The following is a 26,994-nucleotide window of genomic DNA, read 5'->3' as shown; positions in this document are numbered from 1 at the left end:
CAACAGGCAGGTCAGGACTGCGAACGACGATCGAACGCGTCGACGATGCGCTGCGCTGCCAGGGCCGGGGTGAGATCACCCGTGCGGACCTGCTGCTCGACGTCCTTGCGGATGGACTTCACCTCCGCACTGTTCGCCAGTCTCGACAACACGATGTCGTCGACCATCGCCCACGTCCAGTCGATCTGTTGCTGGTTGCGTCGCGCGGTGAACTGTCCGGCGTCGGACAGGGTCTTCTTGTGCCGCAACACCGCATCCCAGTACTCGTCGACACCCATGTTCTCGATGGCGCTCATCGTCAGAACCGGTGGCACCCACAACGCGTCGTGTGAATAGATGAGCTTGAGCGCGTTGGTCAACTCGCGGGCGGCACCTTTCGCCTCGTTCAGGTGCTTGCCGTCGGCCTTGTTGACGACGACGACGTCGGCGAGCTCGAGGACGCCCTTCTTGATGCCCTGCAGGGAGTCACCGGTCCGGGCGAGGGTGAGGAAGGTGAAGGTGTCGACCATGTTGGCGACGGTGACCTCCGACTGCCCCACCCCGACCGTCTCCACCAGCACGACGTCGAAACCGGCCGCCTCGAGCAGCACGATCGACTCGCGTGTCGCCTTCGCGACACCGCCCAGTGTGCCCGATGTCGGGGACGGTCTGATGTAGGCGTCCTTCGACATGGACAGGCGGCCCATCCGCGTCTTGTCGCCCAGAATCGATCCACCGGTCCGCGTCGACGACGGGTCGACGGCGAGCACGGCCACCTTGTGGCCCTGCTCGATCAGGTACATGCCGAGCGTCTCGATCGTGGTCGACTTACCCACCCCGGGTACGCCGGTGATCCCGACGCGGAACGAGTTCCCCGAGTGCGGTGTCAGCGCCAGCAACAGTTCCTGCGCGGCCGCACGGTGATCCGGTCGGGTCGACTCGACGAGTGTGATCGCCCGCGCGAGGTCGGCGCGTCGATCCTCGAGAACGGCCGCGGCGAGCGCGTCGACATCGACTGTCCGACGCGTCGCCACGGTGTTCGGTCCACCGCCGGGCTCGCCGGCACCGGGTTGATCGGCCATCACTCGGCGGCGACCCCGGTCAGCTCATGACCCAGCGTGGCAGCGAGTTTCGACACGAGTTCGACGGCGGAGTCGGCGATCACTGTGCCGGGCGGGAAGATCGCCGAGGCGCCCGCCTCGTACAGCTCGTCGAAGTCTCCCGGCGGGATCACACCGCCGACGACGATCATGATGTCGGGACGACCGACATCGGCGAGTGCCTGCTTGAGCGCGGGCACCAGCGTCAGGTGTCCGGCCGCGAGAGAGGAGACACCGACGACGTGCACGTCGTTGTCCGCTGCCTGCGCGGCGACCTCCTCGGGGGTGGCGAACAGCGGGCCCACGTCGACGTCGAAACCGAGGTCGGCGAAGGCGGTCGCGATCACCTTCTGCCCGCGGTCGTGACCGTCCTGTCCCATCTTGGCCACCAGGACACGGGGACGTCGTCCTTCGGCCTCGCCGAATTGCCGGACGATCTCGGTCGCCGCGTCGACGTTGCTCACCTGGCCGGCCTCATGTCGATACACCCCGCTGATGGTCTTGATCTCCGCCTGGTGGCGACCATAGACCTTTTCCATCGCATCGGAGATCTCTCCGACGGTGGCCTGATGCCGGGCCGCCTCGATGGCCAGTGCCATCAGGTTGTTCGCCAGTCCACCCTCATCGGATGCCGCGGCGCGCGTCAGGTCGGCGAGCGCTGCCTGCACGGCCGTCTCGTCGCGCTCGGCGCGCAACCGTGCGAGCTTCTCGAGCTGTTCGGCGCGCACCTTCGAGTTCTCGACCTTGAGGACCTCGATCTCCTCGTCGTCGACGACCTGGTACTTGTTCACGCCGACCAGGGGCTGCTGACCCGAGTCGATCCGGGCCTGCGTGCGTGCCGCCGCCTCCTCGATGCGCAGCTTCGGCAGGCCCTCGTTGATCGCCTGCGTCATGCCGCCGGTCTCCTCGACCTCGCGGATGTGTGCACGGGCCTTCTGCGCCAGCTGGTGGGTGAGCCATTCGACGTAATTCGAGCCGGCCCACGGGTCGATCGGCCGGGTGGTTCCCGATTCCTGCTGGAGCAGCAGCTGGGTGTTCCGGGCGATACGGGCGGAGAAGTCGGTCGGCAGCGCGATCGCCTCGTCGAGCGCGTTCGTGTGCAGCGACTGGGTGTGTCCCTGGGTCGCCGCCATGGCCTCGACACAGGTACGGGCGACATTGTTGAACACGTCCTGCGCGGTCAGCGACCACCCCGAGGTCTGCGAATGTGTCCGGAGGGACAGCGATTTCGCGTTCGCGGGCTCGAACTGCGCCACCAGCTCACTCCAGAGCAGCCGCGCGGCACGCAGTTTCGCTACCTCCATGAAGAAGTTCATCCCGATGCCCCAGAAGAACGACAGCCGGGGTGCGAACTTGTCGATGTCGAGGCCGGCCTCGAGACCCGCCCGGATGTACTCGACGCCGTCGGCCAGGGTGTAGGCGAGTTCCAGATCGGCGGTCGCACCGGCTTCCTGGATGTGGTAGCCGGAGATCGAGATCGAGTTGAACTTCGGCATCTTCTGGCTGGTGTACTCGAAGATGTTCGAGATGATCCGCATCGACGGCTTCGGCGGATAGATGTAGGTGTTGCGGACCATGAACTCCTTGAGGATGTCGTTCTGGATGGTCCCCGCGAGCTTCTCCGGCGGCACACCCTGTTCCTCGGCGGCGACGACATAGAGCGCCAGGATCGGCAGCACCGCACCGTTCATCGTCATCGACACCGACACCGAGCCCAGATCGATACCGTCGAACAGCTGCCGCATGTCGAGGATGGAGTCGATCGCGACTCCCGCCATGCCGACGTCACCGGCGACCCGCGGGTGATCGGAGTCGTAGCCGCGGTGGGTCGCGAGGTCGAAGGCGACAGACAGTCCCTTCTGCCCCGCTGCCAGGTTGCGCCGGTAGAAGGCGTTGGACTCGGCCGCGGTGGAGAATCCTGCGTACTGCCGGATCGTCCACGGCTGGTTGACATACATGGTCGGGTAGGGACCGCGGACGAACGGCGCCTCACCCGGGATGGAGTCCAGCGGATACGGGTGCTCACCGTCGGCGGTGACCGCGTCGCGGTCGGCGCGTGTGTAGATCGGCCGGACATCGATCTGTTCCGGTGTCGTCCAGGTGATCTCGTCCGCGCTCTGCCCCTGCGCGCGCGCCAGACGATCGATCGCCGCCTCCGGCGTATTGCTCGCATCCGGTGCGCCCGTGGCCAGGTCGATCTCGGCGAAGCTGGGCACCGCACCGAAGTGTGGTTCGTCGTTCGATGCCTGATCGCTGGTCGGTTCGGTCTGGGTCATGACGTCGCTCCCGCCGGTTCGTGGGTCAGCTGATCGAGCAGTCCGGTGAGGGTCGCGACGGCGTCGATCCCGACTCGTAGTGAGCCGTCCGGTCGATCGTCGCCGTCGGGCCATTCCTTGTCGGGGCCGGCCAGCAGCACCGTCGACAGCCCGGCGGCGCGTGCGGCGGCCAGCGCGGCCCCGCCGTCATCGGCATAGCGCTGCTTCGTCCCGCAGACGACCGCGATCGGTGTACCCGCGTCCGCGACTGCGGCGGCGATGTCGTCTGCTGCCAGCGGACCCGGGTTGACGGCCGCGATGCCGCCGGCGGCAAGGAGATTGGCGATGAAGGTGGTGCGACCGTTGTGCTCGGCCACCGGACCCAGCGGCAGCATCAGCACGGACGGCCGGCTGCCGGTCTGCTCGAGCACCGCGTCGGAGCGGTCGCGTAGTTCCTCGTAGGTGCGTCCGACCCGGGCGAGTCGCGGCGAGCCGTGCGGCAGGTCCGTGCTGTCGGCGACGTCGGCACCCAGGGGACGTTCGTCGAGATTCGGGAACTCGTTGACGCCGGTGACCGCGGTCCGCCGATGGGCCACCGACTCGTCTCGTCGCGACAGCGAGGCCCCGACGCGATCGGTGATCCAGCCGGACCGCAGTGCCGCCCGATAGCCGCCGGCGGCCTCGATCTGCGCGAAGACCGTCCACGCGTTCCGTGCGAGGTCGTCGGTCAGCGATTCCACGAACCAGGAGCCGCCCGCCGGGTCGAGGACGCGCCCGATGTTCGACTCCTCCAACAGCAGCAACTGCGTGTTGCGCGCGATACGCCGGGAGAAGGTCGCACTCGAGGTGCGGCGCTCGGCCGGGATCGCGGCGTCGAAACCGAGAACAGTCACCTGATCGGCGCCGCCGACCCCGGCACCGAACGCGGCGATCGTGGTGCGGAGCATGTTGACCCACGGATCGCGCTGGGTCTGCATCGACAGATCGGTGACGCCGTGGGTGATCGCCGCACCGGACTCCGGGGAGCCGAGCACCTCGGCCACCCGGGCCCAGATCGTGCGCAGTGCACGGAACTTGGCGATGGTGGCGAACTGGTCGTCGTCGGCGGCCACGGCGAAGGTGATCTGGCGCAGCGCATCCGCGGCTGACGCGCCGGCAGCGGTCAGGTCGCGGAGATGAGTCACCGCCGCAGCGACGACCAGGGCGATCTCGAGCCCGTTGTCGGCGCCGGCGGTGGCGAAGTCGGTGCCGTCGACACGGAACGCACGGACACCGGCGGGAACGTCGACCGCCAGGGCGGTCGCCTCGGCTCCGTCGACGCTCGGGCGCCCCGAGAAGGCGGCGGTCAGCGGCGACAATCCGAGCGAGGTGATGGTCGCCGAGGTCGGCGCGGCCGATGCTGGTGTCGCGACGGCGTTCTCCCGCGCGCTCAGCAACGCGCGTGCAGCAGTGATCCCCTCACCGCCCGCGTCCAGGGTGACGGGGATCAGGTCGAGGTAGACGCCGTCGAGGACGGTGGGCAGATCCTCGGCCGAGAGTCCGGCACCCAGGGACAGCCAGAGGCCACTCGCGCCGTTCGAGAGCGCCTCCAGGAGAGCGCTGTTGACAGTCGTGGCCGGAGTGTCGTCGTCGCCGAAACGCTCGGTGACGCGCCAGCCGAGGGCGACGTCGCGGTCCGGGTCCGCCCCTCGGACGAACGGGAAAGCGCCGGGCAGCCCGGACTCGGCCTCCTCGTCCTTGCGCGTGTAGAGGGGCCGGATACGTAATCCGTCGGGTGTCGTCGTCGACAGCAGTTCCTCGGCACCGGCGGGCAGATCCTCGACGGCGGTTCGCCGGGACTTGGCGAGGACTGCGGCAGCGGCTGACGACCAGGCCTCGTAGGCCTCGTCGAGCGATCGGTCGGACCGATCGGATGTCGACGCAGGGGTCTGCGACATGGGACGTGGCACCTCCGTGATGCTCCGGGTCGAGCGCGTACCCGACTTTAGCCGAACGCTCGCTCGGCCCACACATCCAGGGCATCGTGACCCATACCACTGTGTGCTGATGAGTACAGTGGGCCGGTGCCTCTCGAGCCCACCGCCACCGACGATGTGTCGGATCCCGGCGGCCGGGAGACATCGGTGACCTCGCGACGCCGGATCGATCGGCGTGTCATCCGGCCCGCCCTCACCGCGACCGCGGTCGTCGTCGTGATCCTCCTCGCCTCCTACTTCGTCCCGATGCCGTCGATCGCCAGCGTGCGGTCCTGGGGTGAGGGACTGGGCCCGGCGTTCGTCTGGGTCTTCTTCGGCGCCTACGCGCTGGTGACGATCGCCCCGTTCCCCCGGTCGACGTTCACCGTCATGGCGGGCATCTTCTTCGGTCCGGTCGTCGGCTTCACCGGTGCGATCATCGCCTCGGCCATCGCCGCGATGCTGTCCTTCGTGCTGGTACGCAGACTCGGACGGGAACGGGTTCGGCCGTACCTCACCAAACCGGTGGCCCGATCGGTCGAGTACCGGCTCAGCCGCCGGGGCTGGCTGGCCGTCGGTTCACTCCGACTGATCGCCGCCTGCCCGTTCTCGGTCGCCAACTACTGCTCGGCACTGTCGTCGGTGCGGACCGTCCCGTACATCGTGGCGAGCGTGATCGGCATGGCCCCGGGGACGGCCGCGGTGGTGTTCCTCGGCGATGCGATGGCCGGTCAGCGCAATCCACTCCTGCTGGTCCTGAGTGCGTGCCTGTTCGCGGTGGGAATCCTCGGCCTGGTTCTCGACACCCGAATGCCCGTCGGCGGGTCGACACCGACGCCGAACCCTGCCCCATCAAGCGGAAGAGCTTGATCTGGGTGAATCAAGGCCGTCAGTAGAGTCAAGGAAAAGTGCTTGATTTTATCTGATCAAGACTTTAGCCTTGATCGAGGAGGTGGTATCTGTGTTCGTCCTCACCGTCGACCAGCGTGGCAGTCGTACCGACGTCGACCGGGTCGATGACCTGCTGATGTCCACCGCGCGCGAGCCCGGACTGCTCCGTCCGTTCGAACGGACGGCCGGTGACGAGGTCCAGGGCGTCGCCGACTCGGCAACCGTCGTGGCACGCCTGGCGATCATGCTCGTCGCCGACGGGCACTGGAGCGTCGGTATCGGCATCGGCGGTGTCGACCTCCCCTTGCCGATGTCCACCCGGTCGGGGCGTGGCCCGGCGTTCGTCGACGCACGTGAGGCCGTCGAATCCGCCAAGCGCCAGCGGGTGCCGATCTCGGTCAGGGGCGGTGTGGCGCCGTGGACCCACCACGCCCAGACTGCCGCCCGCCTGCTCGCCGACGTCGCGGCCGGTCGCAGCGATCACGGAGCCGAGGCGGTCCGGGTGATGCAGACCGGCGTCACGCAGGCCGAGGGGGCCGAGATACTCGGCATCACGCCGCAGGCGATGTCCCAACGGTTGCGCAGCGCGCGTTGGGACATCGACGACGACGGCTGTCGGCTGGTCACCGAACTCCTGTCCCGAGCCGACGGCACAACCGATCCGAGAGGCACCGCATGACCACAGTCGCCATCGTCCTTCTGGTCGCGACCGCTGTGTCCTCGGCGGTTCCGGCCGTTCTGCGCACCCGCGTCGTGCGACACCACGAACTGCCTCGACACGCACTGCTCGTCGACGTCGTGACCACGGCCGTCACCACCGCGCTCGCGGCGGCGGCGGCGATCGTCGCGGCCGCGGCCGGGCCGGCACTCGGCACGGGCCTGGTCGTCGCCACCTGCGCCGCCCTGACGGCTGCGATCGCCGGAGGCGGATTCGTCGTCCGGCTCGTACTGCGCGTCGGCGGGGTCCCGGCCGTCCACGAATCCGATGACTCGCCGGACACCGGCATCGGCGAACCGGACACCGCCGGACCCCACACCGCCGAAGCCGACACCACCGGACCGCTCCGCGGCGGCCGGGTGATCGGCTACCTCGAACGGGGGGCCGTCGCGGCCACCCTCTTGGTCGGATGGCCAGAGGGCCTGGCGGTCATCCTCGCGGTGAAGAGCCTCGCCCGTTATCCCGAACTACGTGCACCGCACGCCAGCGAGCAGTTCATCATGGGCACCTTCGCCTCGGTGTTGTGGGCCACGGGGATGGCCGGGATCGGCTACCTCGTCGGGCACTGAGCCCGTGTTCGGCAACCGCCACATCCTCGCCGAACGGTCTCATTCCGCGGGCGGGTCCGAGCTCGCCGGGACATCGGCCGGCTGCTGGTACGAGAGTTCTCGTGCGCCACGGGCGGTCACCTCGGGAGCGACGGGCGTTCGTGCGACCGCTTCGGCCTCGGCGACCGCCTGGGCGACCTTGGGATCCGAGGCGAGCGAGAACCAGTCCTCGGTCTCGGCCTCGTCGAACTCGCTGGGTTCGTCGTTCGTCGGCTCGTACCGGAACACCCCGTCGTCGCCCTGAACCCCGAAGGACTTCGCGAAACCTTGTAGAGCAGAACCGAAGTCGGACGGCACCACCCAGACCTTGCTGGCCTCACCCTTGGCCATCTCCGGGAGCTGCTGCAGATATTGGTACGCCAGCAACTCCGGGGTCGGCTTGCTCGCCTTGATCGCGGCGAACGTCTTCTCGACCGCCTTCGCCTCACCCTGCGCCTTCAGATACGTAGCGGCACGGTCACCTTGTGCCCGTAGGATCCGTGACTGCCGCTCCCCCTCTGCGCCGAGGATCGCCGCCTGCTTGGCTCCCTCCGCGGCGAGGATCTGGCTCTGCTTGTTGCCCTCGGCGGTCTTGATCGCCGATTCGCGCTGGCCTTCGGCCGCCAGGATCGTCGCCCGCTTCTCGCGGTCGGCCTTCATCTGCTTCTCCATGGACTCCTGGATGGAGGGCGGCGGCATGATGCTCTTGAGTTCCACCCGGGCGACCCGCAGGCCCCACCGACCGGTTGCCTCGTCGAGGACACCGCGCAGCTGACCGTTGATCGAATCGCGCGATGTCAGGGTCTCCTCGAGGGTCATCCCGCCGACGACGTTGCGCAAGGTGGTGATGGTGAGCTGCTCGACACCGGCGATGTAGTCGTCGATCTCGTACACCGCCGACTGCGGATTGGTCACCTGGAAATAGACCACGGTGTCGATCGACAGAGTCAGGTTGTCCTCGGTGATGACCGGTTGCGGCGGGAACGACACCACACGCTCACGGATGTCGACCCGCGCCCGGATCCGGTCGATGAACGGAAGCAGCAGGGTCAGCTGGCCCGACACCGTCCGTGTGTAACGGCCGAGTCGCTCGATGACGGCCGCCTCCGCCTGCGGTATCAGTGCCACCGATTTGACCAGCACCACCACCACGAGCAGCACCAGCAGCACCAGTACGGCGAGCCCGAAATACTCCATGTCCGTCATCCTCTCCACACGACCGCGGTCGCACCGTCGATCTGCACCACGGTGACCTCGGCGCCAGCCTCGATCACCTCTCCCGGATCGAGTGTCCGCGCCGACCAGACGTCGCCGCCGATCTTCACCCGTCCGTCTCGCTCGTCGACCTGTTCGGTCACCAGCGCCCGCTTGCCCTCGAGAGCCTCGGTGTTGGTGAGCAATGTGGGCCGGGTCAGCATGTGCCGTCGGGCCACCGGACGGACGACCACCAGGAGCAGCACCGAGACGACCGCGAAGACGACCGCGTCGACCCACAGCGGCGGTTCCAGGGCGTAGTCGACACCCGCCGCGGCCAGTGCCCCGCCGCCGAGCATGAGCAGAACCAGGTCCCCGCCGAACATCTCGGCGATCACCAGGACTATCGCGGCTGCGAGCCACAGCAGGGCGGCCATGACTCCAGTGTGCCAGAGAACACGATCCGGACAGATCCGGCGAATGTCCTACCGGTCGTCGGACGCGGCGGTGACGAAGTCGATGAGCTCCTCGACCGATCGCAGCAGGTCGACTTCGAGATCGCGATAGTCACGAACCCCGGCGAGCACTCTTCGCCACCCGGCCTGCGGTGTGCCCCAGCGGAGTTCACGGCAGATGCCGGTCTTCCAATCGGTACCGCGAGGGATCGTCGGCCACGCCCGGATACCCACCGAGGACGGCTTCACCGCCTCCCACACGTCGATGTAGGGATGACCGCAGACGAGTACGTGGTCGCCGACCTCACCGGTCAGGCGCATCTCTTTCGACCCGGCGACGAGATGGTCGACGAGAACACCGGCGCGGCGGTGTGCCGCCGGCCCGAAGTCGGCGAGGATCGCCGCGAGGTTGTCGAGCCCGTCGAGGCTCTCCACGACCACTCCTTCGGCCCGCAGATCATCTCCCCACACCCGCTCCAGAAGGGTCGCATCGTGCACACCCTCCACGAAGATCCTGCTGGCACGTGCAGTCCGGGCACGCGCCGTCGGCAGCACGCGGGAGCCCGACGCTGTCGTGGTCCGGGCCTGCGGGCCACGCGTGCGTGGGCGGACCAGGGTGACCGGCCTGCCGTCGATGAGGAAGGCGGCCGGGTGCATGAGGAACACCCGGGTGGCGCCGCGCCGGTCCTCGAGCCGGACGAGGTCCCCCGAGTAGCTCTTCTCCAGTCCGACGATCGCACCGCAGAATCCGGTGGCCGCGTCCTCGACCACCAGATCGCGGTCGGCGGCGACCTCCGGCGCCTTCGGCCTCGCCGGCCGCGGGCTCGACAGCACGTCACGTCCATAACGGTCATCGGTCACGATGTGTCACCGTAGGTCGTCGGGGTACCGAGCGTACCGAGCCACGCCGGATTACCCCCAACCTCATCGAGGGCCTATCGTGGAAAACCTATGACCAGCACAGACTTCATCGTGTCCGGGCCACCGGCGTGGCCGGGCTGCGCCCTGGGTTCGTGGGCGGCCGCCTGGCTGGGCGGTCGGTGTGCACCCGACGACGTGACCGACACGCTGACCGAGTTCGGCGACCGTCACGAACTCGTCGACGCCGACGAACTGCTCGACGGACACCCAGCGGATGCCCGACTGGCATTGCTGGCGCTGCTGCGTCGCGCCCGGACGATCGAGGTGCGTCTGCCCACCGCAGGTGATCCGCAGGGCCTGCCACCCGATCCCGTCACCACCGACGCTCTCGGGGCCGGCGAGGTCCTGCTGCTCGATCACGCCTCAGCGGGGACCGACGGCGTCGGAGTCACCACCGTGGGACTGATACCCGCGCTCGCCGATGCCACGTGCCGGTGGACGCTGCGCCGTTACACACACGCTGTCCCGCCGCGTCAGCCGGAATCGCTGGCGCAGATGGAGTTCGACCTGCGCGAGGCGATCCGCGACACCGCGATGATCATCGGTGGGCTCGGGTCGGGCGGCACCCGACTGTCCGGCCACGACCTCCGGACCGCGCTCGCCCGACTGACCCTCCGACATCAGGTGATCCTGCCGCCGCACGACGATCACCGCGCCAGCCGGGTCATCGACTCCGCGGCGCAGGTCGAGGCGATCGTGACCCTGGCCGGGTCGCAGGCGCCGACGTTCGGTACCACCGCACGACATCTCGACGCCGGGGACGGCGAACTCCGCAGACTGGCCGGCCTCGCCCGGTCCGCGCGCGCGGTCGCGGTCAATCAGGTCATCCGCGAACATCTTCCGGCCGACGCCGTCGACCGCTGACCCGACCGTCCACGCCGACCGGGGTCACAGCCTCAGTGCGCCGCCGGAGCCACAGGTGTACGCCGCGGACGAGCGGTCGGTACACAGCACTCCGGCCGGCATATCGCACCGTTGTCCCCGCATCCCATCGCCGTGCGATCACCATCTCCGTCGGCGTAGGTCTCGATGAGGTCGACGATCAGTTCGACGAACCGGGAGTCCGTTCCGACGGTGTCGGCCCGGACATAGTCGATCCCGAGCTTCCCGGCCAGTTCCGCGGCCTCGTTGTCAAGATCCCAGATCACCTCCAGGTGGTCCGAGATGAACCCGACCGGGTAGACGATTACCTGCGTAATCCCCTGCGCTGCAAGCGCTTCCAGATGATCACAGATGTCTGGTTCGAGCCACGGGACCTGCGGCGGCCCCGATCGCGACTGCCACACCTGGTCGAACTCGGTGTAGCCGGCACGTCGCGCCACCGACGTGGCGGCGGCGTGGACCTGCGCGGAGTAGAGACCACCGCCCCCGGCGGCGGGCCCGGAGGCACGGTCGGCGGCGGTCGGGACGGAATGGGCGGTGAAGACCAGGCGGGGCTCGACCTGACCGGGCGGCAGTGCTGCGCGCGCCCTCGCCACGGCATCCGCGCCCGCCTCGATCATCGCCGCGGCGTCCCAGTACTGGGGCAGCTTACGCAGCAGCACCGGGTCGTCGACGCTGGCCGGTTCGAGGCGCCCCAGCGCGGACACGGCCCGCGAGATGTCCTCGTGGTACTGGCGACAGCCCGAGTACCCGCCCCATGCCGACGTCGGGAACACGAGGATCCGACGATGCCCGTCGCGGTACATCCTGGCCAGCGCGTCCTCGATCATGGGCTGCCAGTTGCGGTTGCCGAAATACACCGGCAGATCGTGGCCGCGGGTGCGCAGGGCAGTGCGCAGACTGTCGATCATGTCGAGGTTCAGGCGATTGATCGGCGAGACACCGCCGAAGTGCAGATAGTGCTCGGCGACCGCCTCGAGACGATCACGGGGCACACCGCGACCACGAGTGACGTTCTCCAGGAACGGCATCACCTCGTCGGGGCCGTCCGGTCCGCCGAAGGACAGGAAGAGGACGGCATCGAACGGAGCAGGGGCGCCGGTGTTCGTCACCTTGCTCACACCTGGTCGGCGAAACCCTCTGGGAACCACAGGTTGTGGCTGGCACCGCCGTCGACGTAGACGATCGACCCGGTGGTGCCCGGCAACCAGTCCGACAGCAGTGCACAGATCGACTTGGCGACCACGGTCGGGTCGTCGATGTCCCAGCCGATCGGCGACGCGCCGTCCCAGTAGGTGTTGAGCATGTTCAGCTGCTTGGCGTCGTCGGTGGCTGTGCCCGCGATCGCCTTCGCCGCCAGCGTCTTGATCGGTCCGGCCGCGACCAGGTTCGAGCGGATCTTCTTGGCGGTGCCGACTTCACGTGCGACATAGCGGTTCACCGACTCCAAGGCGGCCTTGGCGACGCTCATCCAGTTGTAATACGGCATCGCACGCCGTGGGTCGAAGTCCATTCCGACGATCGAGCCGCCCTCGTTCATCACCGGCAGCATCGCCTGTGCGAGTGAGGCGTAACTCCATGCCGACACCTCGAACGCCTTCGCGGCGTCGGGACCCGGGCCCTCGAGGAAGGGCACCATGTCCGGTCCCAGCAGCGTCTTCGGGGCGAACGCGATGGAGTGCAGCACTCCGTCGACGCCCTCGGGCGCGTGCTCACGGACCCGGTCGGCGAGAGTGGACAGTCCCTCCGGGTCGGTGACGTCGAGCCCGATCGCGGGGGGCACCTCCTGGGGCAGGCGCCTGGCGATGCGATCGATCAGCCGAAGCCGTTCCGGGATACCGGTGATGATCACGTTCGCGCCCTGCTCCTGCGCCATGGCGGCCGCGTGGAACGCGATCGAGGCATCGGTGATGATGCCGGTGATCAGAACAGTCTTGCCGTCGAGAATTCCTGCCATGGGTGTGCTCCTGGATGCTTGAAAGGTGTGATGTCGTGGCGGACGGCGACCGTCGTCAGTTGCCCATGCCCATGCCGCCGTCGACGGGGATGACGGCACCGGTGATGTAGTTGCCCTGATCGGAGGCGAGGAAGCTGATCGCCGCCGCGACGTCCTCCGGTTTCCCGGTGCGGCCGAGCGGGATGGCCTGCTTGGCCATCTCCACGTACCGGTCCTCCATGGCGGCGGTCATGTCGGTCTCGATGAAGCCGGGCGCGACGACGTTCGCGGTGATGTTGCGCGAACCGACCTCGCGGGCGATCGAACGCGCCAGGCCGATGAGGCCCGCCTTGGAGGCGGCGTAGTTCGCCTGACCGGGGATGCCGGACATCGCCACCACCGAACCCAGGAAGATCATCCGGCCCCATTTCGCGCGCTGCATCCCCTTGGTGGCGCGCTTGGCACAGCGAAAGGCGCCGGTCAGGTTGGCGTCGACGACCTTCTCGAAGGACTCCTCCGACAGGCGCATGAGCAGCATGTTGTCGGTGATGCCGGCGTTGGCCACCAGCACCTCGACCGGCCCCTGGTGTTCGGCCACCTCGTCGAACGCCCGCTCGACCGAGGCGTTGTCGGTGACGTCGCACTGCACTCCGAACAGTCCGTCCGGTGCGCCGGAACCACGGTGGGTGACCGCGACCTTGTGCCCGTCGGCCGCGAGCCTGCGGGCGACCGCGAGGCCGATCCCCCGGTTGCCCCCGGTGACCAGAACCGAACGGGAGACCTGCTGAGCTTCGTTGCTGTCTGCCATGGTGGCCAACTTATCCGTTCGTCTTCCGGCGATGGGCGTCAGGTGTGAAATGTCGGTCGGCACGCCGCGTCGGCGCGATGCGGACGGTCACCGCGCCACTCAGGGCAGTCGCCGGTTGATGGCCAGCGCGGCGAACGCCGAGAGCAGCGCCAACAAGGTACCGGCGATCAACCACGGGCGCGAATTGTCCCCTCGGCGTTTCTCGTAGCCGATCTGCTGCTGCAGGGTCTCATAGACCTTGTTCAGCTCGGCGAGACTCGCCGCGGTGAAGAACTGGCCGCCACTGAGATTGGCGATCTTGCGCAGCGACTCGTCGTCGACCGGCACCGGGACCTGATCGCCCTCGAGATCGACGGTGCCGCTCATCGTGCCGAAGGAGATGGTGGAGATCGGGATCTTCTCCTCCTTGGCCTTGCGGGCAGCGGTGAACGCGCCGCGCGGATCGTCGGGATCGTCGGGCACCGTCTCCTTGCCGTCGGACAACAGGACGACGCGGGCGGGTGGTGCCGCCTCGTCACCGCCGAGGACGGCGTTCAGCGTCTTGATCTGCTGCAGAGCCGCGAAGATGCCCTCGCCGGTGGCCGTCTTGTCGTCGAGCCGCAGCTTGTCGACCGCCTCCTTGGTGGCGTTGTGGTCGGGCGTCGGCGAGACGAGCGTCGATGCCGTTCCCGCGTACGAGATGAGGCCGAGGTTGATGCCGTCGGTCAGCTCGTCGGCGAACTTACGGGCCGCATCCTGGGCGGCCTTGATCCGGGACGGCGACACATCGGTCGCGTTCATCGACCGCGACACATCCATCACGAGGATCACCGTCGCCTTGTTCCGCGGCACCCGACGATCGGCCTGTGGTGCGGCGACGGCCACCACGAGCAGCATCAGTGCGACGATCAGCAGCGCGATCGGGACGTGCCGCCACCGATTGCGTTGTGGCGGTGCGACATTGTTCAACAGGTCGAGGTTCGCGAACCTCAGTGCGCGCTTGCGACGCATCCGCTGGACATAGACATAGGCCGCACCGAGACCGGCCACGACCAGGAGCAACAGGAGCCACCACGGACTCGCCAGGAAGGACACCCCGCGTCACCCGACCCCGGCGGCCAGTCCACGCCGGCGCTGCGCGACGAACTTGACCGTGTCGGTGATCCAGTCCCGGTCGGTGGACAGACTCAGGACCGGTCCACCGCAGCTGCGGATGGTGCGGTGCACCTTCTGCTGATGGGCGCGTGCCGCCGCGGCGAAGTCCCGGCGTACCGCCGGGGTGACCGTGATGTCGCGCACCTCGCCGGACTCGGCGTCCGCCAGCGTGATCTCCCCGATATCCGGGAGCTCGAGGTCACGCGGATCGAGTACCTCGACGGCAAGCAACTCATGGTGTGCGCCGATGGCGCGCAACGACCGTTCCCAGTCGATCGGTCCGAGGAAGTCACTGATGACCACGGCCAGTCCACGGCGGCGCTGCGGCCTGCGCAGGGCCTCGATCCCGGCGTGCAGGTCGCCGCGTACCCCGCTCGAGGCACGTGTGGTCGTCGCGATCGCCTTGAGCAGGTTCTGCGCGTGCGCACGCCCGCTGCGAGCGGGTACGCGCACGAGTCGGTCGCCGGTCACGACGATCGCGCCGTGCCGGTTGCCACCGCCCGATGTGAGGTGCACGAGCGCTGCCGCGGCGGCGACCGCGAGGTCGCGTTTCGTGCAGTTGACGGTGCCGAAGTCCAGGCTCGCCGAGACGTCGACCACCAGCGACGTCTCGAGCTCACGGTCGGCGATCATCTGTCGGACATGCGGCTGCGTGGTCCGTGCGGTCACCGACCATTCCATCCGCCGGATGTCGTCGCCGGGCTGATAGGCGCGGGCCTCCCCCGGTTCGGATCCGGGTCCCGGGATCAGCCCCAGATGCTCGCCCTGCAGGACGCCGTCGAGTTTGCGTCGCACGGTCAGTTCCAGCGTCCGGAGCGCAGCGGTCAGCTGCGGCTCGGACAGGAGGCCGGCCCCAAGCGACGGCAGATCGCTATTGGCCGGCATACCGTGGCGCGGTCTGGTTCACCGTCGAGCCGTTGGTCTGTCCCGGATACTGCTGTGCCACAGCCTGATTCGGGGCCTGCGGGCCAGGGTGGGCACCGGCCGCGACCGGCTGGGCGCCGACCTGCGGCAGCCCGACCGTCTGCAGGACGCGGCCGATGACCTGATCGGCATCGACCTCGTCGGCCAGGGCGTCGTAGCTCAGGACCAGGCGATGGCGCAGGACGTCGGGAACGATCTCGACCACGTCCTGGGGGACGACGTAGTCGCGGCCACGGACCAGCGCGAGGGCGCGGGCGGCCGCGACGATGCCGAGGGTGGCACGCGGGGATGCGCCGTACGACAGCCACGCGGCGACGTCGGTGAGCCCCAATTCGGCGGGCCGGCGGGTCGCGTTGATGACGCGGACGACGTAGTCGACGAGTGCGTGGTGGACGAACACGTTGGCCGCGGTGCGCTGGAGACGGATCATCGTGTCGGGATCGAGGACCTGCGACGCCGCGGGCGGCACATTGCCCATGCGATAGACGATCTCGCGCTCCTCCTCCACCGTCGGGTAGTCGACGAGGACCTTGAAGAGGAAGCGGTCCCGTTGCGCCTCCGGCAGCGGGTAGACGCCCTCGTTCTCGATGGGGTTCTGGGTCGCCATGACCAGGAACGGATCCGGCATCGGGTAGGTGGTGCCGCCGATCGACACGTGCCGCTCGGCCATCACCTCCAGCAACGCCGACTGCACCTTCGCCGGCGCACGGTTGATCTCGTCGGCGAGGAGGAAGTTCGCCACGACCGGTCCGAGTTCGGTGTCGAACTCCTCGCGGCCCTGCCGATAGATGCGGGTACCGATGAGGTCTGTCGGGACCAGGTCGGGGGTGAACTGCACGCGGGAGAACGACCCGCCGACGACGGTGGCGAACGTCTCGACCGCGAGTGTCTTGGCCACACCGGGCACGCCTTCGAGCAGGATGTGCCCTCTGGCCAGGAGTCCGACCAAGATGCGCTCGACGAGCTGATCCTGGCCGACGATGACTCGTTTGACCTCGTAGATCGCCCGTTCCAGCAGCTTGACGTCATCCTGGGACAGCGTGACCGAACCTTCTCGGCCTGCTCCGCCCGTCGGTTCGGCAGGGGGATGCGAAGAGGTCAACCGGTGCTCCTGTTCGTCTACGTGCCGCACACACCACCCGGTGCGGGCCGGCAACGCGGGGCGGCCTGTCGTGTCGCTGCCAGCGTAGTCGCGTTGCCTGAAAGGCGGCCAAGAAGGGTCGTGCGCGCGTCAGAGGAGGCGGACCACGTTCGGCATCGCCCCGGCGGTCCGCAGCGGCGACACCTTCACGACGTCGCCCGACTGCGGGGCCTCCACCATCTTGTTGTCGCCCAGGTACAGCGCGACGTGCTGGCTCGCGTTGGGGCCGTAGAAGATCATGTCGCCGCGTTTCATCTGGGAGAGCGGGAACTGCGGACCCGACGTGTACTGGTAGCCGGTGTAGTGCGGCAGGTCGATCCCCACTCCGGCGAACGCGTAGATCATCAGGCCGGAGCAGTCGAAGCCCACCTTGTTGTAGTCGCCGTAGCTGTCGGCCACACCACCGTCGCGGATTCCGCGGGTCGGTCCGTTGCCGTCGCCGCCGCCCCAGGCGTACGGGACGTTCAGCTGGGACAGCGCACGATTAACACTGATCTCGACCGCCTGCGGGCCGCGCAGGCCCGGACGGACCATGCCACCGCCGCCCGACGAGCTGCCGAACAGGCTGCCGAGGCTTCCGGTGGACAGCGTGGAACTCAGCGAGTCCGGCCCGCTGCCGGTCATGTCCGATCCGCCCACGCCGAGCTCGTCGAGGAGCTGGGAATGCGGCAGCTGCTGCTGACCGACGATCTCGGAGAGGACCTTCTGGCCGACGTCGAGGGCCAGCTTCCCTGCCGCCTCGGCGGCCACCGCGAGCGCCTGGTTGTCGCCGCCACCCGGAGTCGACGGCGCGGCCGGGGTCGCCGGCGTACCGGGCGAACTCGGGAAGAGGTTGGACAGGAGTTCGGAAGCGCTGGGACCCTCGACCTGACGCTTGGGGGCAACTCCGCGGATCTTGTCGAGCGAAGCCTGTACCTTGTCGCGCTTCTTGATCAGTTCGGAGCGACGCTGCTGTTCGGTCGATGCCGCCGACCGCGCCTGCGCCACCGCCGCCAGCGCGTCGTCCTTGCGGGTGCCCGCGCTCTTGGTCGCGAACGCCGCCTGACGCTTGGTGGCCTCGACGGCCGCCACCCGGTTGGCCTGCTGGTTGCGCGCGACCTGGAGACGCTCGACGGTGTCGCGCTGCTGGCGACCGACGCGGTCGAGTACCGTCACGCGGTCCAGTACCGACTGCGGATTGTCGGAGGAGACGTAGTTGGACATCGACCCCTGGGCGCTGCCCTGCCGGTAGACGTCGCGGGCGAACCGGTCGAAGGCCTTCTGCGCCTCGGCCACCCGTCGACCCGAGTCGTCGAGCGATCGCTTGGCCGATGTCGCGGCGACGGTGGCGAGCTTCTCGGCGGCCACCGAGTTCTGATAGTCGACGAGCGCGCGGTTGACGTTCTCCTGTCGCACCGCGACCGCGTTGTCGAGGTCGGCGATGTTCTGATTCGCCTTGGCGATCTGATTGATCAACCCGGAGACGCCCGACTGCTTGCCGGCCGGCGCGGCCAGCGCCGGCCCCAGTGCAGCCTGCCCGGCTCCGAAGGCGCCGAGGACGACGATGACCATGAGCGCGCACAGGCGTGCCAGCGGTGGACCCCCGCGCACCACACCGGTTCTACCTCGCCTCACCAGATCTCCCTTGTCGTTCGCGGCATGCCCCGCCACACCCGCTTCGTTGCGACGTCAGTGCCCACCCGTCCCGACCGTTCTCGGCCTGCACCATGCATCACATGCGGCCCCTCGATCACTCGGACACCACACGCGACATCAGAACCGTACGTCACATCAGACACATCGGAAAACCGTCGTCACGAATTACATTGGCGTGATTACCTGCGAAAACGCCGTGAACTGGCCAAAGAACCCATCGCGGGGTGAGGTCTCGAATTCGCAACGAGAGCACCACGGGGGCGGGTCGCCCGACTGGCGCTCGGAGGGAGGGTGTACACGCGCGTGAGGCCCGTGTCCCGGCGGTCGGTGCCGAGGCCCCGGCGATGTACGGCCGGTGAACGGACCGCGACTAGGGCACGACTAGGGCACGACTGGGGCCGACTAGGGCAGGTCGCGCGAGAGGTCGGTGGTGCCCGGGCCCGCCCCGGTCGGGGCGGCGGGGTCGTCCGCTGCCGGTGTCGTCGCCGACGACTCCCCCGACGCGGTGCCGGGCGGCGTGGCGCGGTTGTGCGCGCGACGCGAGCGCAGGCGCGCGACGGCCGCGCCGATGACGACGACGACGATGAGCACCAGGGTGATCGCGGTCCAGTTCATCGACGGCCCGCTCATCTGATCCCACATCTGCCGCGCCGCCAGCGGCGGATCGGTGAGGGTCAGATTGTCGGTGGCCTCTTCCTGCTGGACGCGGCTGAAATAGGGCGACGAACTGCCGACCGAATTCGGCCCGAGGACGATCACGGTGCCGCCCACCTCGGATTGCAGTTCGGTCGCGATGTCGCGGTAGTAGGTGAACTTGGGTTGCGCCGTCGGCAGGACCACGAAGCTCACGTCGTACCCCTCGGATTTCGCATGCGCGACGACATCGCGCAGTCCGGCAACCTGGTCGGACGGCGCGGCGACACCGTCGTCGCGGATACCGGCGAGCAGCGCGTCCATGTCGACGTCCTCGGGGATGACCGCCGGTGCGGTCACACCCATCGGCGGAAGGGCGAGCACACCCTGCGTCGTCGCACCCGGACTCATCTGGCCATCCTCACGTCATTCGACCCTCCGCACCGGTCACCCGCCGCGGCGCGCACCCCGTCGCGTGTCGCGGTCGGCGGCGAGGTTTCGCGAGCATTAAATTCGCACGGACAGTTCCGGCTCACCAAACCTCCTGCTGCACGGTACGACAGAATGATGGGGTCCGGAGAAACCCGGTACCCGATCATGCGCGTCATCGGCGTGTCGGGTGCCGGGCGGCTTGTTAACAGTACGCTCGTACTGTTAGTATGGCCGGTGTCGTCGCCGGCCGCGAGCAGCGTCCTGCTGATCGAAACCCGGACGGTGACAGCCATGCAACGACGGACGCACGTTGCACATACGCCGACGCAGCCCGTCGGTACACGGTCGACGTCGACGAGCCGAGACGATCGCTCGCCGACCGGCCACAACGGTTCCGTCCGGATCGTCGCGCGGACCATGGAGAAGCAGGCCGGCGCAGCCCGCCGGCACTTGAGGAGAGTGGATTAGACGTGAGTATCGATTCCTTTGGCGCCCGCGGCACCCTGGATGTGGGCGACAACTCGTACGAGATCTACCGGCTGAACGCCGTGGAGGGCACCGAGAAACTCCCGTACGCGCTCAAGGTGCTCGCAGAGAACCTGCTCCGCACCGAGGACGGCGCGAACGTCACCAAAGAACACATCGAGGCCATCGCCAACTGGGATCCGAACGCCGATCCGAGCATCGAGATCCAGTTCACCCCGGCCCGTGTGATCATGCAGGACTTCACCGGTGTGCCGTGTGTGGTGGACCTCGCGACGATGCGCGACGCGGTCAAGCAGCTCGGCGGTGACCCGGACAAGGTCAACCCGTTGGCTCCCGCCGAGATGGTCATCGACCACTCCGTGATCATCGAGGCCTTCGGCAACGCGCAGGCCTTCGAGCGGAACGTGGAGATCGAGTACCAGCGCAACGAGGAGCGCTACAAGTTCCTGCGTTGGGGCCAGGGTGCGTTCGACGACTTCCGTGTCGTCCCGCCGGGCACCGGCATCGTCCACCAGGTCAACATCGAGCACCTCGCCCGCTCGGTCATGGTCCGCCCCAATGCCGAGGGCACCGATGTCGCCTACCCCGACACCTGCATCGGCACCGACTCGCACACCACCATGGAGAACGGTCTGGGCGTGCTGGGCTGGGGCGTCGGCGGCATCGAGGCCGAGGCGGCCATGCTCGGTCAGCCCGTCTCGATGCTCATCCCTCGCGTCGTCGGCTTCAAGCTGACCGGCTCCGCGAAGCCGGGCGTCACCGCGACCGACGTCGTCCTCACCATCACCGACATGCTGCGCAAGCACGGAGTCGTCGGCAAGTTCGTCGAGTTCTACGGCAACGGCGTCGGCGAGGTCCCGCTGGCCAATCGCGCCACGATCGGCAACATGAGCCCCGAGTTCGGCTCGACCTGCGCGATCTTCCCGATCGACGGGGAGACCATCAAGTACCTCGAGCTCACCGGCCGGTCGAAGGAGACCCTCGCGCTGGTCGAGGCATACGCCAAGGAACAGGGCATGTGGCTCGAGAAGGACGCTGCCGAGGCCCAGTACTCGGAGTACCTCGAGCTCGATCTCGCCGAGGTGGTGCCGTCGATCGCCGGCCCCAAGCGCCCGCAGGACCGCATCGAGCTGTGGGACGCGAAGAACGCGTTCCGTAAGGACATCCACAACTACGTCGAAGAGGGCAACACCCCCGCCCACAACGGTGTCGACGAGGCCAACGAGGAGAGCTTCCCGGCCTCCGACGCCCCGTCGGTCAGCCCGGACGCCGCGAAACTCTCGTTTGCCGACGACGACGCCGAGCCCCTGCACAATGCATCGAAGGGTTCCGAAGGACGTCCGTCGAAGCCGGTGAAGGTCTCGTCCACCGAGCGTGGCGACATGGTCCTCGACCACGGCATCGTGACGATCGCGTCGATCACCAGCTGCACCAACACGTCGAACCCGTCGGTCATGCTCGGCGCGGGCCTGCTCGCGAAGAAGGCCGTCGAGAAGGGTCTGACGGCCAAGCCCTGGGTCAAGACGTCGATGGCCCCCGGGTCGCAGGTCGTCACCGGCTACTACGAGAAGGCGGGCCTCTGGCCCTACCTCGAGAAGCTCGGGTTCTTCCTCGTCGGGTACGGCTGCACCACCTGCATCGGCAACTCGGGCCCGCTGCCCGAGGAGATCTCCGCGGCGATCAACGACAACGACCTCACCGCGACGGCCGTCCTGTCTGGCAACCGCAACTTCGAGGGTCGTATCAACCCCGACGTCAAGATGAACTACCTGGCGTCCCCGCCGCTGGTGATCGCCTACGCGCTGGCCGGCACCATGGACTTCGACTTCGAGTCGGATCCGCTGGGTCAGGACGAGGACGGCAACGACGTCTTCCTGAAGGACATCTGGCCGTCGAACGAGGAGATCCAGCAGACGATCGCGGAATCCATCTCGGCCGAGCAGTATGCTGCCGACTACGCGGACGTCTTCAAGGGCGACGAGCGGTGGCGGAATCTGCCCACCCCGGACGGCAAGACCTTCGAGTGGGACGACGAGTCGACCTACGTGCGCAAGCCCCCGTACTTCGACGGCATGGCGCTCGATCCGGAACCGGTGTCCGACATCAAGGGTGCACGCGTGCTGGCCAAGCTCGGTGACTCGGTGACCACCGACCACATCTCCCCCGCGTCGACGATCAAGCCCGGCACCCCGGCCGCGCAGTATCTCGACGCACACGGTGTGGCCCGCAAGGACTACAACTCGCTGGGTGCACGGCGTGGCAACCACGAGGTGATGATCCGTTCGACGTTCGGCAACATCCGCCTGCAGAACCAGCTGGTCGACGTCACCGGCGGTTACACCCGCGACTTCACCCAGCCGGACGGTCCGCAGTCGTTCATCTACGACGCCGCGCAGAACTACGCGGAGAAGGACGTCCCGCTCGTGGTGTTGGGTGGCAAGGAGTACGGCACCGGTTCGTCGCGTGACTGGGCCGCCAAGGGCACCCGTCTGCTCGGCGTCAAGGCGGTCATCACCGAGAGCTTCGAGCGAATCCACCGCTCGAACCTGATCGGCATGGGCGTCATCCCGTTGCAGTTCCCGGAGGGCGAGTCGCACAAGTCGCTGGGCCTCGACGGCACCGAGACCTTCGACATCTCGGGCATCGAGGTGCTCAACTCCGGCGAGACGCCGTCGACCGTGCATGTCACCGCCACCAAGGAGGACGGCTCGAGCATCGAGTTCGACGCCAAGGTGCGCATCGACACCCCCGGTGAGGCCGATTACTACCGCAACGGAGGAATCCTGCAGTACGTGCTGCGCAACATGATCAAGAGCTGACCGACTTGATCGACGAACGACCAGGAGCACATGGTGCCCAAGGTCAGTGATGACCGGCTGGCTGCGCGTCGTCGAGAGATCCTCGACGGCGCGCGGCACTGCTTTGCGGAGTACGGCTACGACGGTGCCACCGTCAAACGGATCGAGGAATCGACCGGCCTCTCCCGTGGTGCGATCTTTCACCACTACCGGGACAAGGAAGCCCTGTTCCTCGCGTTGGCACGCGAGGACGCCGAACGGATGGCCGACGTCGCGGCCGAACAAGGTCTGGTCCAGGTCATGCGAGACATGCTCGCCCGCCCACAGGACTTCGACTGGCTCGGGACCCGACTGGAGATCGCCCGAAAACTCCGGACCGACAACACTTTTCGTGCCGAATGGGTGGCGAGGTCGGCGGAGCTGGAACAGGCGACCCTGCGCCGCCTGGAACGCGGCAGACAGGCGGGCCGCCTGCGCGACGATGTGCCGACCGATGTCCTGCTGAAATACCTCGACCTGGTACTCGACGGCCTGATCACCCGACTGGCCTCCGGGCAGCCCACCGACGATCTCCACGACGTCCTCGACCTGGTGGAGGAGTCGGTCCGCGCTCATCAGTGACCCACGCCGTGTCCTGGATCACTAAGCTGAGGCTATCCTCATCCGGTATTCTCATCCGGTGAATGAAACCCCTCGGACCGGGCACCCGGTCTCCCGCCGCGCCTTCGTCGGTGGCGTCGCCGGCCTGTCCGCGCTCGGCGCCCTGTCCACCGTCCGTTCCGGGGCGACTGCCGCCCCGCGCGACGGACGGACCGCCATCGTCATCGGAACCGGATTCGGTGGGGCCGTCGCCGCCCGTCGCCTCGGTGAGGCCGGGGTCACGACCACGGTGTTCGAGCGTGGTCGTCGGTGGCCGATCCGCCCGGACGGCAACACGTTTGCGACGACGACGAACCCGGACAGGCGCGCAGCGTGGTTCGGCAGTCCCGCCGGACCGAGTGCTGCGACCGCGCTTCCGGTGGAACCGTATCCGGGAGTCCTCGATCACGTCATGGGCAACGGCGTCGAAGCCGTCTACGGCGCAGGGGTCGGCGGCGGTTCCTTGGTGTTCGGGTCGTTCACACCGGTACCGCGACGTCAGGACTTCGAGCACATCTTCCCCGCTGCGGCAGACTATTCCGAGCTCGCCGCCACCTACTACCCGCGCGCCAAGCAGCGACTCGGCGTCGCACCGCTCCCGGCGGACATCCTCGCCCATCCTCGCTACGTCGGCGCCCGCTCGTGGCTCAAGGTGGTCGACCGCTACGGCGCGACGCCCCACTTCTTCGACTTCGCCATCGACTGGGACATCGTCCGTGCGGAGCTCGCCGGTCGCAGGACCGCGTCGGTGTCGATCGGCGAGTCCAGTTACGGCAACAACAGCGGCGCCAAGAAGTCGTTGGATCGCACCTATCTCGCGGCAGCGGAGCGAACCGGCAATGTCACGATCAAACCGATGCACGAGGTGTTCGACATCCGACCCCGCTCTCGCAGCAAGGGATTCGTCGTCTCCGCGCGCGTCCTGGACGAGCGGGGTCGCACGGTCCGAACGGTGACCGCCGAGGCGGATCACCTCTTCATGGCCGCCGGCTCGTTCCACTCCACCCGCCTTCTGGTCGAGGCACGCGCCAAGGGCACCCTGCCCCGCCTCTCGCCGCGGATCGGCGACGGTTTCGGGGTCAACGGTGACTTCCTCACGATTCGCGCGAACCCGCGTGAGGACTTCGGCGCCATCCAGGGCGGACCCGGATATGCGCGGATCTACGAGGATGATCTCTCTGGCGGGCCGGTGTCGATGGTCTACCAGGCCACACCGTTGCCCGCACCGCTGGGCAAGGCGGCCACGACTCACCTCGTGCAGGCGCACACCGACGAACGCGGCACGATCGACTTCGACCACGCCACCCGGCGGGGCCAGCTCAACTATCCCCACCCCGCCGACCGCAACGATCTCGATCGACGCGCCAACGCCTTCATCGCGCGCTTCCACGAACGCACCGAGGCCCGGTACGGCTTCGGCACCAACGGGGTCCACGTGTCGTCGCGCGCCACGGGATTCGGTTCGGCCAGCACATATCACGGCCTCGGCGGCGTCGTGATGGGCGCCGCGGCCACCATGGACGGTGCGGTTCGCGGCTACGAGAACCTGCACGTCGTCGACGGCTCGTTCATCCCTGGGGCAGTGGGTCTGGTCAATCCGTCCCTGACGATCACCGCACTCGCCGAACGCACGATGGACAGGTTCCTCGCAGCCCACTGACACCGCTTCGCTCCCATGGGGTACTGTGACTCACGACACCCCGATCGATCGCTCGGTAAGAGTGCGCGATCGGGGTGGTCGTCCCTTCGTGAGAGGAGTGCACCCTTGTTCCCTGGAGTCTTCGCGAAGTCCACTCCGGACAAGCCCGCGATCATCCGTGCCGCCACCGGAGAGTGCCTGACCTATCGGCAGCTCGACGAGAACTCGACCCGTCTGGCCAATCACCTCGACGCACTGGGACTGCGCCCGGGCGACACGATCGCGATGATCTCCCAGAACGATCTGCACATGTTCGAGGTGTACTGGGCCGCGCTGCGCAGCGGCCTGTACGTCACCGCGATCAACCACCACCTGACCGCGCCCGAGACCGACTACATCCTCACCGACTGCAACGCGAAGGTCGTCTTCGCGAGCGCATCCGTCGCCGATGCGGTCGCCACCACCGCCGACATCCCGGCGCTCGCCGCACCCGGACGTCGTCTGGTCTGGGGCGGCGCGATCGACGGATTCGATTCGTACGACACGGTTCTCGCGGAGGCATCAGACGCACCGCGGGCCGATCAGCCCCGCGGCACGGACATGCTCTACTCCTCAGGGACCACCGGTCGCCCGAAGGGGATCAAGACTCCCCTCCCGCAGGGTCAGGTCGACGAGATCCCCGACGCCTACACGGCGATCTTCGGGCCGATGTACGGATTCGGCACGGACACCGTGTACCTGTCCCCCGCCCCCCTGTATCACGCGGCGCCACTGCGGTATTGCGGCGTGACGAACTCAGTGGGCGGCACCGTTGTCTTCCTCGACCGTTTCGAACCGGAGACGGCGCTGCAGGCGATCGCGGAGCATGGCGTCACGCACAGTCAGTGGGTGCCGACGATGTTCATCCGGATGCTGAAACTCCCTGCCGAGGTACGCTCCCGATACGACGTGAGCAGCATGCGGATCGCCGTTCATGCCGCTGCCCCCTGCCCGGTCGAGGTCAAGCGCTCGATGATCGAGTGGTGGGGTCCGGTCATCCACGAGTACTACGCATCGACCGAAGCGGCCGGCGCGACCTTCATCGGCCCGCAGGAAGCGCTCGATCATCCCGGCTCGGTCGGCAAACCGCTTCTCGGCGTCGTGCACATCTGCGACGAGGACGGTGCCGAGATGCCGGTCGGCGAGGTGGGACAGGTGTACTTCGAACGCGACGAGGTCGCCTTCGAGTACCACAATGACCCGGAGAAGACCCGCAAGGCGCAGCATCCCGAGCACCAGAACTGGTCCACGACAGGCGATGTCGGGTACGTCGACGACGAGGGCTACCTCTACCTCACCGACCGCAAAGCGTTCATGATCATCTCCGGTGGGGTGAACATCTACCCGCAGGAGGCGGAGAATGTCCTCGTCAACCACCCCGCCGTGTACGACGTCGCGGTGATCGGCGTGCCGGACGACGACCTCGGCGAGGTCGTCAAGGCGTGCGTGCAGCTCGATCCGGCGTTCTCTCCGTCGCCGCAACTCGCCGACGAGTTGATCGGGTTCACCAGGGACGCCATCGCAGCGTACAAGGCGCCCCGGTCCGTCGACTTCGTCGACGACCTGCCCCGGACACCGACCGGAAAACTCGTGAAAGGTGAACTCCGCAAGCGCTACTGGCCCGCGACCGTGAGCTGAGGCGCGCCGACGCGCACCTGGTCGACACCGTCGATACACACTCACCACACCGTTCGCAGCGAAGTTAGCTTACGCTAAGCTAACTGCCGACACGGAACCTCGGATCGCCGACCGGTTTCGCGAGATCGTCGGAACGGCCGGGATGTGGGGGTGTGAATGGACGTATCCGGAGCGG

At 67.8% G+C, this 26,994-nt stretch carries 22 protein-coding genes; 8 read left to right on the top strand and 14 right to left on the bottom strand.

All coding sequences use genetic code 11. The features are described 5' to 3' along the window. Window positions 1-11: 11 nt before the first annotated feature. Genes meaB through QSJ19_RS10910 form a run of 3 tightly spaced genes read right to left on the bottom strand, consistent with a single transcriptional unit; the run spans window position 12 to window position 5,271 of the window. Complete coding sequence (gene meaB / locus QSJ19_RS10920) at window positions 12-1,061, bottom strand: methylmalonyl Co-A mutase-associated GTPase MeaB (RefSeq protein WP_286320343.1); 1,050 nt, start codon at window positions 1,059-1,061, stop codon at window positions 12-14. Next, entirely contained in the window at window positions 1,061-3,355 is a 2,295-nt protein-coding gene (gene scpA, locus QSJ19_RS10915) for a methylmalonyl-CoA mutase (RefSeq protein WP_286320342.1), read from the bottom strand. The genes meaB and scpA overlap by 1 nt, the downstream gene beginning before the upstream one ends. Next, a complete protein-coding gene (locus tag QSJ19_RS10910) occupies window positions 3,352-5,271 on the bottom strand; it encodes a methylmalonyl-CoA mutase family protein (protein ID WP_286320341.1) in 1,920 nt (639 codons plus the stop codon). Before QSJ19_RS10910 ends, scpA begins: the two co-directional genes overlap by 4 nt. 126 nt (window positions 5,272-5,397) lie before the next feature. Between QSJ19_RS10910 and QSJ19_RS10905 the strand changes: the two genes are divergently transcribed. From QSJ19_RS10905 to QSJ19_RS10895, 3 genes are all read left to right on the top strand, one after another. Next, a complete protein-coding gene (locus QSJ19_RS10905) occupies window positions 5,398-6,159 on the top strand; it encodes a TVP38/TMEM64 family protein (RefSeq protein WP_502876136.1) in 762 nt (253 codons plus the stop codon). A gap of 91 nt (window positions 6,160-6,250) precedes the next feature. Next, window positions 6,251-6,859: a hypothetical protein gene (locus QSJ19_RS10900; protein ID WP_286320543.1), complete on the top strand. Its 609-nt coding sequence runs from the start codon at window positions 6,251-6,253 to the stop codon at window positions 6,857-6,859. Then, window positions 6,856-7,467, top strand: coding sequence for a hypothetical protein (locus tag QSJ19_RS10895; protein ID WP_286320339.1), 612 nt, complete (start codon window positions 6,856-6,858; stop codon window positions 7,465-7,467). Before QSJ19_RS10900 ends, QSJ19_RS10895 begins: the two co-directional genes overlap by 4 nt. A 39-nt stretch (window positions 7,468-7,506) precedes the next feature. Here QSJ19_RS10895 and QSJ19_RS10890 read toward each other — a convergent pair whose 3' ends face one another. The 3 genes from QSJ19_RS10890 to QSJ19_RS10880 are packed head-to-tail and all read right to left on the bottom strand — an operon-like array spanning window position 7,507 to window position 9,995. After that, a complete protein-coding gene (locus tag QSJ19_RS10890) occupies window positions 7,507-8,691 on the bottom strand; it encodes an SPFH domain-containing protein (protein ID WP_286320338.1) in 1,185 nt (394 codons plus the stop codon). Further along, a complete protein-coding gene (locus tag QSJ19_RS10885) occupies window positions 8,688-9,116 on the bottom strand; it encodes an NfeD family protein (RefSeq protein ID WP_286320337.1) in 429 nt (142 codons plus the stop codon). The genes QSJ19_RS10890 and QSJ19_RS10885 overlap by 4 nt, the downstream gene beginning before the upstream one ends. A 48-nt stretch (window positions 9,117-9,164) precedes the next feature. Continuing rightward, window positions 9,165-9,995 (bottom strand): DUF3097 domain-containing protein, encoded by an 831-nt coding sequence (locus QSJ19_RS10880; RefSeq protein ID WP_286320335.1) that lies wholly within the window; start codon window positions 9,993-9,995, stop codon window positions 9,165-9,167. A 90-nt stretch (window positions 9,996-10,085) separates the two neighbouring features. Here QSJ19_RS10880 and QSJ19_RS10875 point away from each other — a divergent pair, with 90 nt between their 5' ends. Then, on the top strand, window positions 10,086-10,919 hold the full coding sequence (locus tag QSJ19_RS10875) for an Rv1486c family protein (protein WP_286320334.1): 834 nt from the start codon (window positions 10,086-10,088) through the stop codon (window positions 10,917-10,919). A 32-nt stretch (window positions 10,920-10,951) separates the two neighbouring features. On the opposite strand, the gene QSJ19_RS10870 is transcribed toward QSJ19_RS10875, so the two are convergent. From QSJ19_RS10870 to QSJ19_RS10835, 8 genes are all read right to left on the bottom strand, one after another. After that, window positions 10,952-12,049 carry a ferrochelatase gene (locus tag QSJ19_RS10870; protein WP_286320333.1) on the bottom strand — a complete coding sequence of 366 codons (1,098 nt, stop codon included), beginning with the start codon at window positions 12,047-12,049 and terminating at the stop codon, window positions 10,952-10,954. A 5-nt stretch (window positions 12,050-12,054) separates the two neighbouring features. Beyond that, on the bottom strand, window positions 12,055-12,894 hold the full coding sequence (gene inhA / locus QSJ19_RS10865) for an NADH-dependent enoyl-ACP reductase InhA (protein WP_286320332.1): 840 nt from the start codon (window positions 12,892-12,894) through the stop codon (window positions 12,055-12,057). A 55-nt stretch (window positions 12,895-12,949) separates the two neighbouring features. Further along, the gene (gene fabG1 / locus QSJ19_RS10860) at window positions 12,950-13,681 is read right to left on the bottom strand and encodes a 3-oxoacyl-ACP reductase FabG1 (protein ID WP_187582392.1); all 732 of its coding nucleotides are present in this window, start codon (window positions 13,679-13,681) and stop codon (window positions 12,950-12,952) included. A gap of 99 nt (window positions 13,682-13,780) precedes the next feature. Beyond that, window positions 13,781-14,755 carry a VWA domain-containing protein gene (locus QSJ19_RS10855; protein ID WP_286320330.1) on the bottom strand — a complete coding sequence of 325 codons (975 nt, stop codon included), beginning with the start codon at window positions 14,753-14,755 and terminating at the stop codon, window positions 13,781-13,783. A 6-nt stretch (window positions 14,756-14,761) separates the two neighbouring features. Then, entirely contained in the window at window positions 14,762-15,700 is a 939-nt protein-coding gene (locus QSJ19_RS10850; RefSeq protein WP_286320328.1) for a DUF58 domain-containing protein, read from the bottom strand. Further along, on the bottom strand, window positions 15,687-16,841 hold the full coding sequence (locus QSJ19_RS10845) for an AAA family ATPase (protein ID WP_286320326.1): 1,155 nt from the start codon (window positions 16,839-16,841) through the stop codon (window positions 15,687-15,689). Before QSJ19_RS10845 ends, QSJ19_RS10850 begins: the two co-directional genes overlap by 14 nt. Before the next feature lie 129 nt (window positions 16,842-16,970). Beyond that, a complete protein-coding gene (locus tag QSJ19_RS10840; protein WP_353507139.1) occupies window positions 16,971-18,494 on the bottom strand; it encodes an NlpC/P60 family protein in 1,524 nt (507 codons plus the stop codon). Window positions 18,495-18,917: 423 nt separating this feature from the next. After that, the gene (locus QSJ19_RS10835; protein WP_286320324.1) at window positions 18,918-19,559 is read right to left on the bottom strand and encodes an Rv1476 family membrane protein; all 642 of its coding nucleotides are present in this window, start codon (window positions 19,557-19,559) and stop codon (window positions 18,918-18,920) included. Window positions 19,560-20,050: 491 nt separating this feature from the next. Between QSJ19_RS10835 and QSJ19_RS10830 the strand changes: the two genes are divergently transcribed. The 4 genes from QSJ19_RS10830 to QSJ19_RS10815 all read left to right on the top strand — a co-directional run bounded on the left by QSJ19_RS10830 (window position 20,051) and on the right by QSJ19_RS10815 (window position 26,819). Continuing rightward, window positions 20,051-22,885, top strand: a complete 2,835-nt coding sequence (locus QSJ19_RS10830; RefSeq protein ID WP_286320322.1) for an aconitate hydratase — start codon at window positions 20,051-20,053, stop codon at window positions 22,883-22,885. Between the two features lie 33 nt (window positions 22,886-22,918). Then, window positions 22,919-23,485, top strand: a complete 567-nt coding sequence (locus QSJ19_RS10825; protein ID WP_286320321.1) for a TetR/AcrR family transcriptional regulator — start codon at window positions 22,919-22,921, stop codon at window positions 23,483-23,485. A 58-nt stretch (window positions 23,486-23,543) separates the two neighbouring features. Then, entirely contained in the window at window positions 23,544-25,163 is a 1,620-nt protein-coding gene (locus tag QSJ19_RS10820) for a GMC oxidoreductase (protein ID WP_286320320.1), read from the top strand. 105 nt (window positions 25,164-25,268) lie between these two features. Further along, a complete protein-coding gene (locus tag QSJ19_RS10815) occupies window positions 25,269-26,819 on the top strand; it encodes an acyl-CoA synthetase (RefSeq protein WP_286320318.1) in 1,551 nt (516 codons plus the stop codon). The last annotated feature ends 175 nt before the right edge of the window (window positions 26,820-26,994 follow it).

The sequence above is a fragment of the Gordonia sp. ABSL11-1 genome (assembly GCF_030315685.1).
In the GTDB taxonomy this organism is placed as follows: Bacteria; Actinomycetota; Actinomycetes; order Mycobacteriales; family Mycobacteriaceae; genus Gordonia.
This window is presented reverse-complemented; position numbering and strand designations above follow the sequence as displayed.

Coding starts and splice junctions, on each gene's coding strand:
- QSJ19_RS10850 (WP_286320328.1), bottom strand. CDS start 15,700: ATGCCGGCCAATAGCGATCTGCCGTCGCTTGGGGCCGGCCTCCTGTCC.
- scpA (WP_286320342.1), bottom strand. CDS start 3,355: ATGACCCAGACCGAACCGACCAGCGATCAGGCATCGAACGACGAACCA.
- QSJ19_RS10910 (WP_286320341.1), bottom strand. CDS start 5,271: ATGTCGCAGACCCCTGCGTCGACATCCGATCGGTCCGACCGATCGCTC.
- QSJ19_RS10890 (WP_286320338.1), bottom strand. CDS start 8,691: ATGACGGACATGGAGTATTTCGGGCTCGCCGTACTGGTGCTGCTGGTG.
- inhA (WP_286320332.1), bottom strand. CDS start 12,894: ATGGCAGGAATTCTCGACGGCAAGACTGTTCTGATCACCGGCATCATC.
- QSJ19_RS10895 (WP_286320339.1), top strand. CDS start 6,856: ATGACCACAGTCGCCATCGTCCTTCTGGTCGCGACCGCTGTGTCCTCG.
- fabG1 (WP_187582392.1), bottom strand. CDS start 13,681: ATGGCAGACAGCAACGAAGCTCAGCAGGTCTCCCGTTCGGTTCTGGTC.
- QSJ19_RS10875 (WP_286320334.1), top strand. CDS start 10,086: ATGACCAGCACAGACTTCATCGTGTCCGGGCCACCGGCGTGGCCGGGC.
- QSJ19_RS10835 (WP_286320324.1), bottom strand. CDS start 19,559: ATGAGTCCGGGTGCGACGACGCAGGGTGTGCTCGCCCTTCCGCCGATG.
- meaB (WP_286320343.1), bottom strand. CDS start 1,061: ATGGCCGATCAACCCGGTGCCGGCGAGCCCGGCGGTGGACCGAACACC.
- QSJ19_RS10885 (WP_286320337.1), bottom strand. CDS start 9,116: ATGGCCGCCCTGCTGTGGCTCGCAGCCGCGATAGTCCTGGTGATCGCC.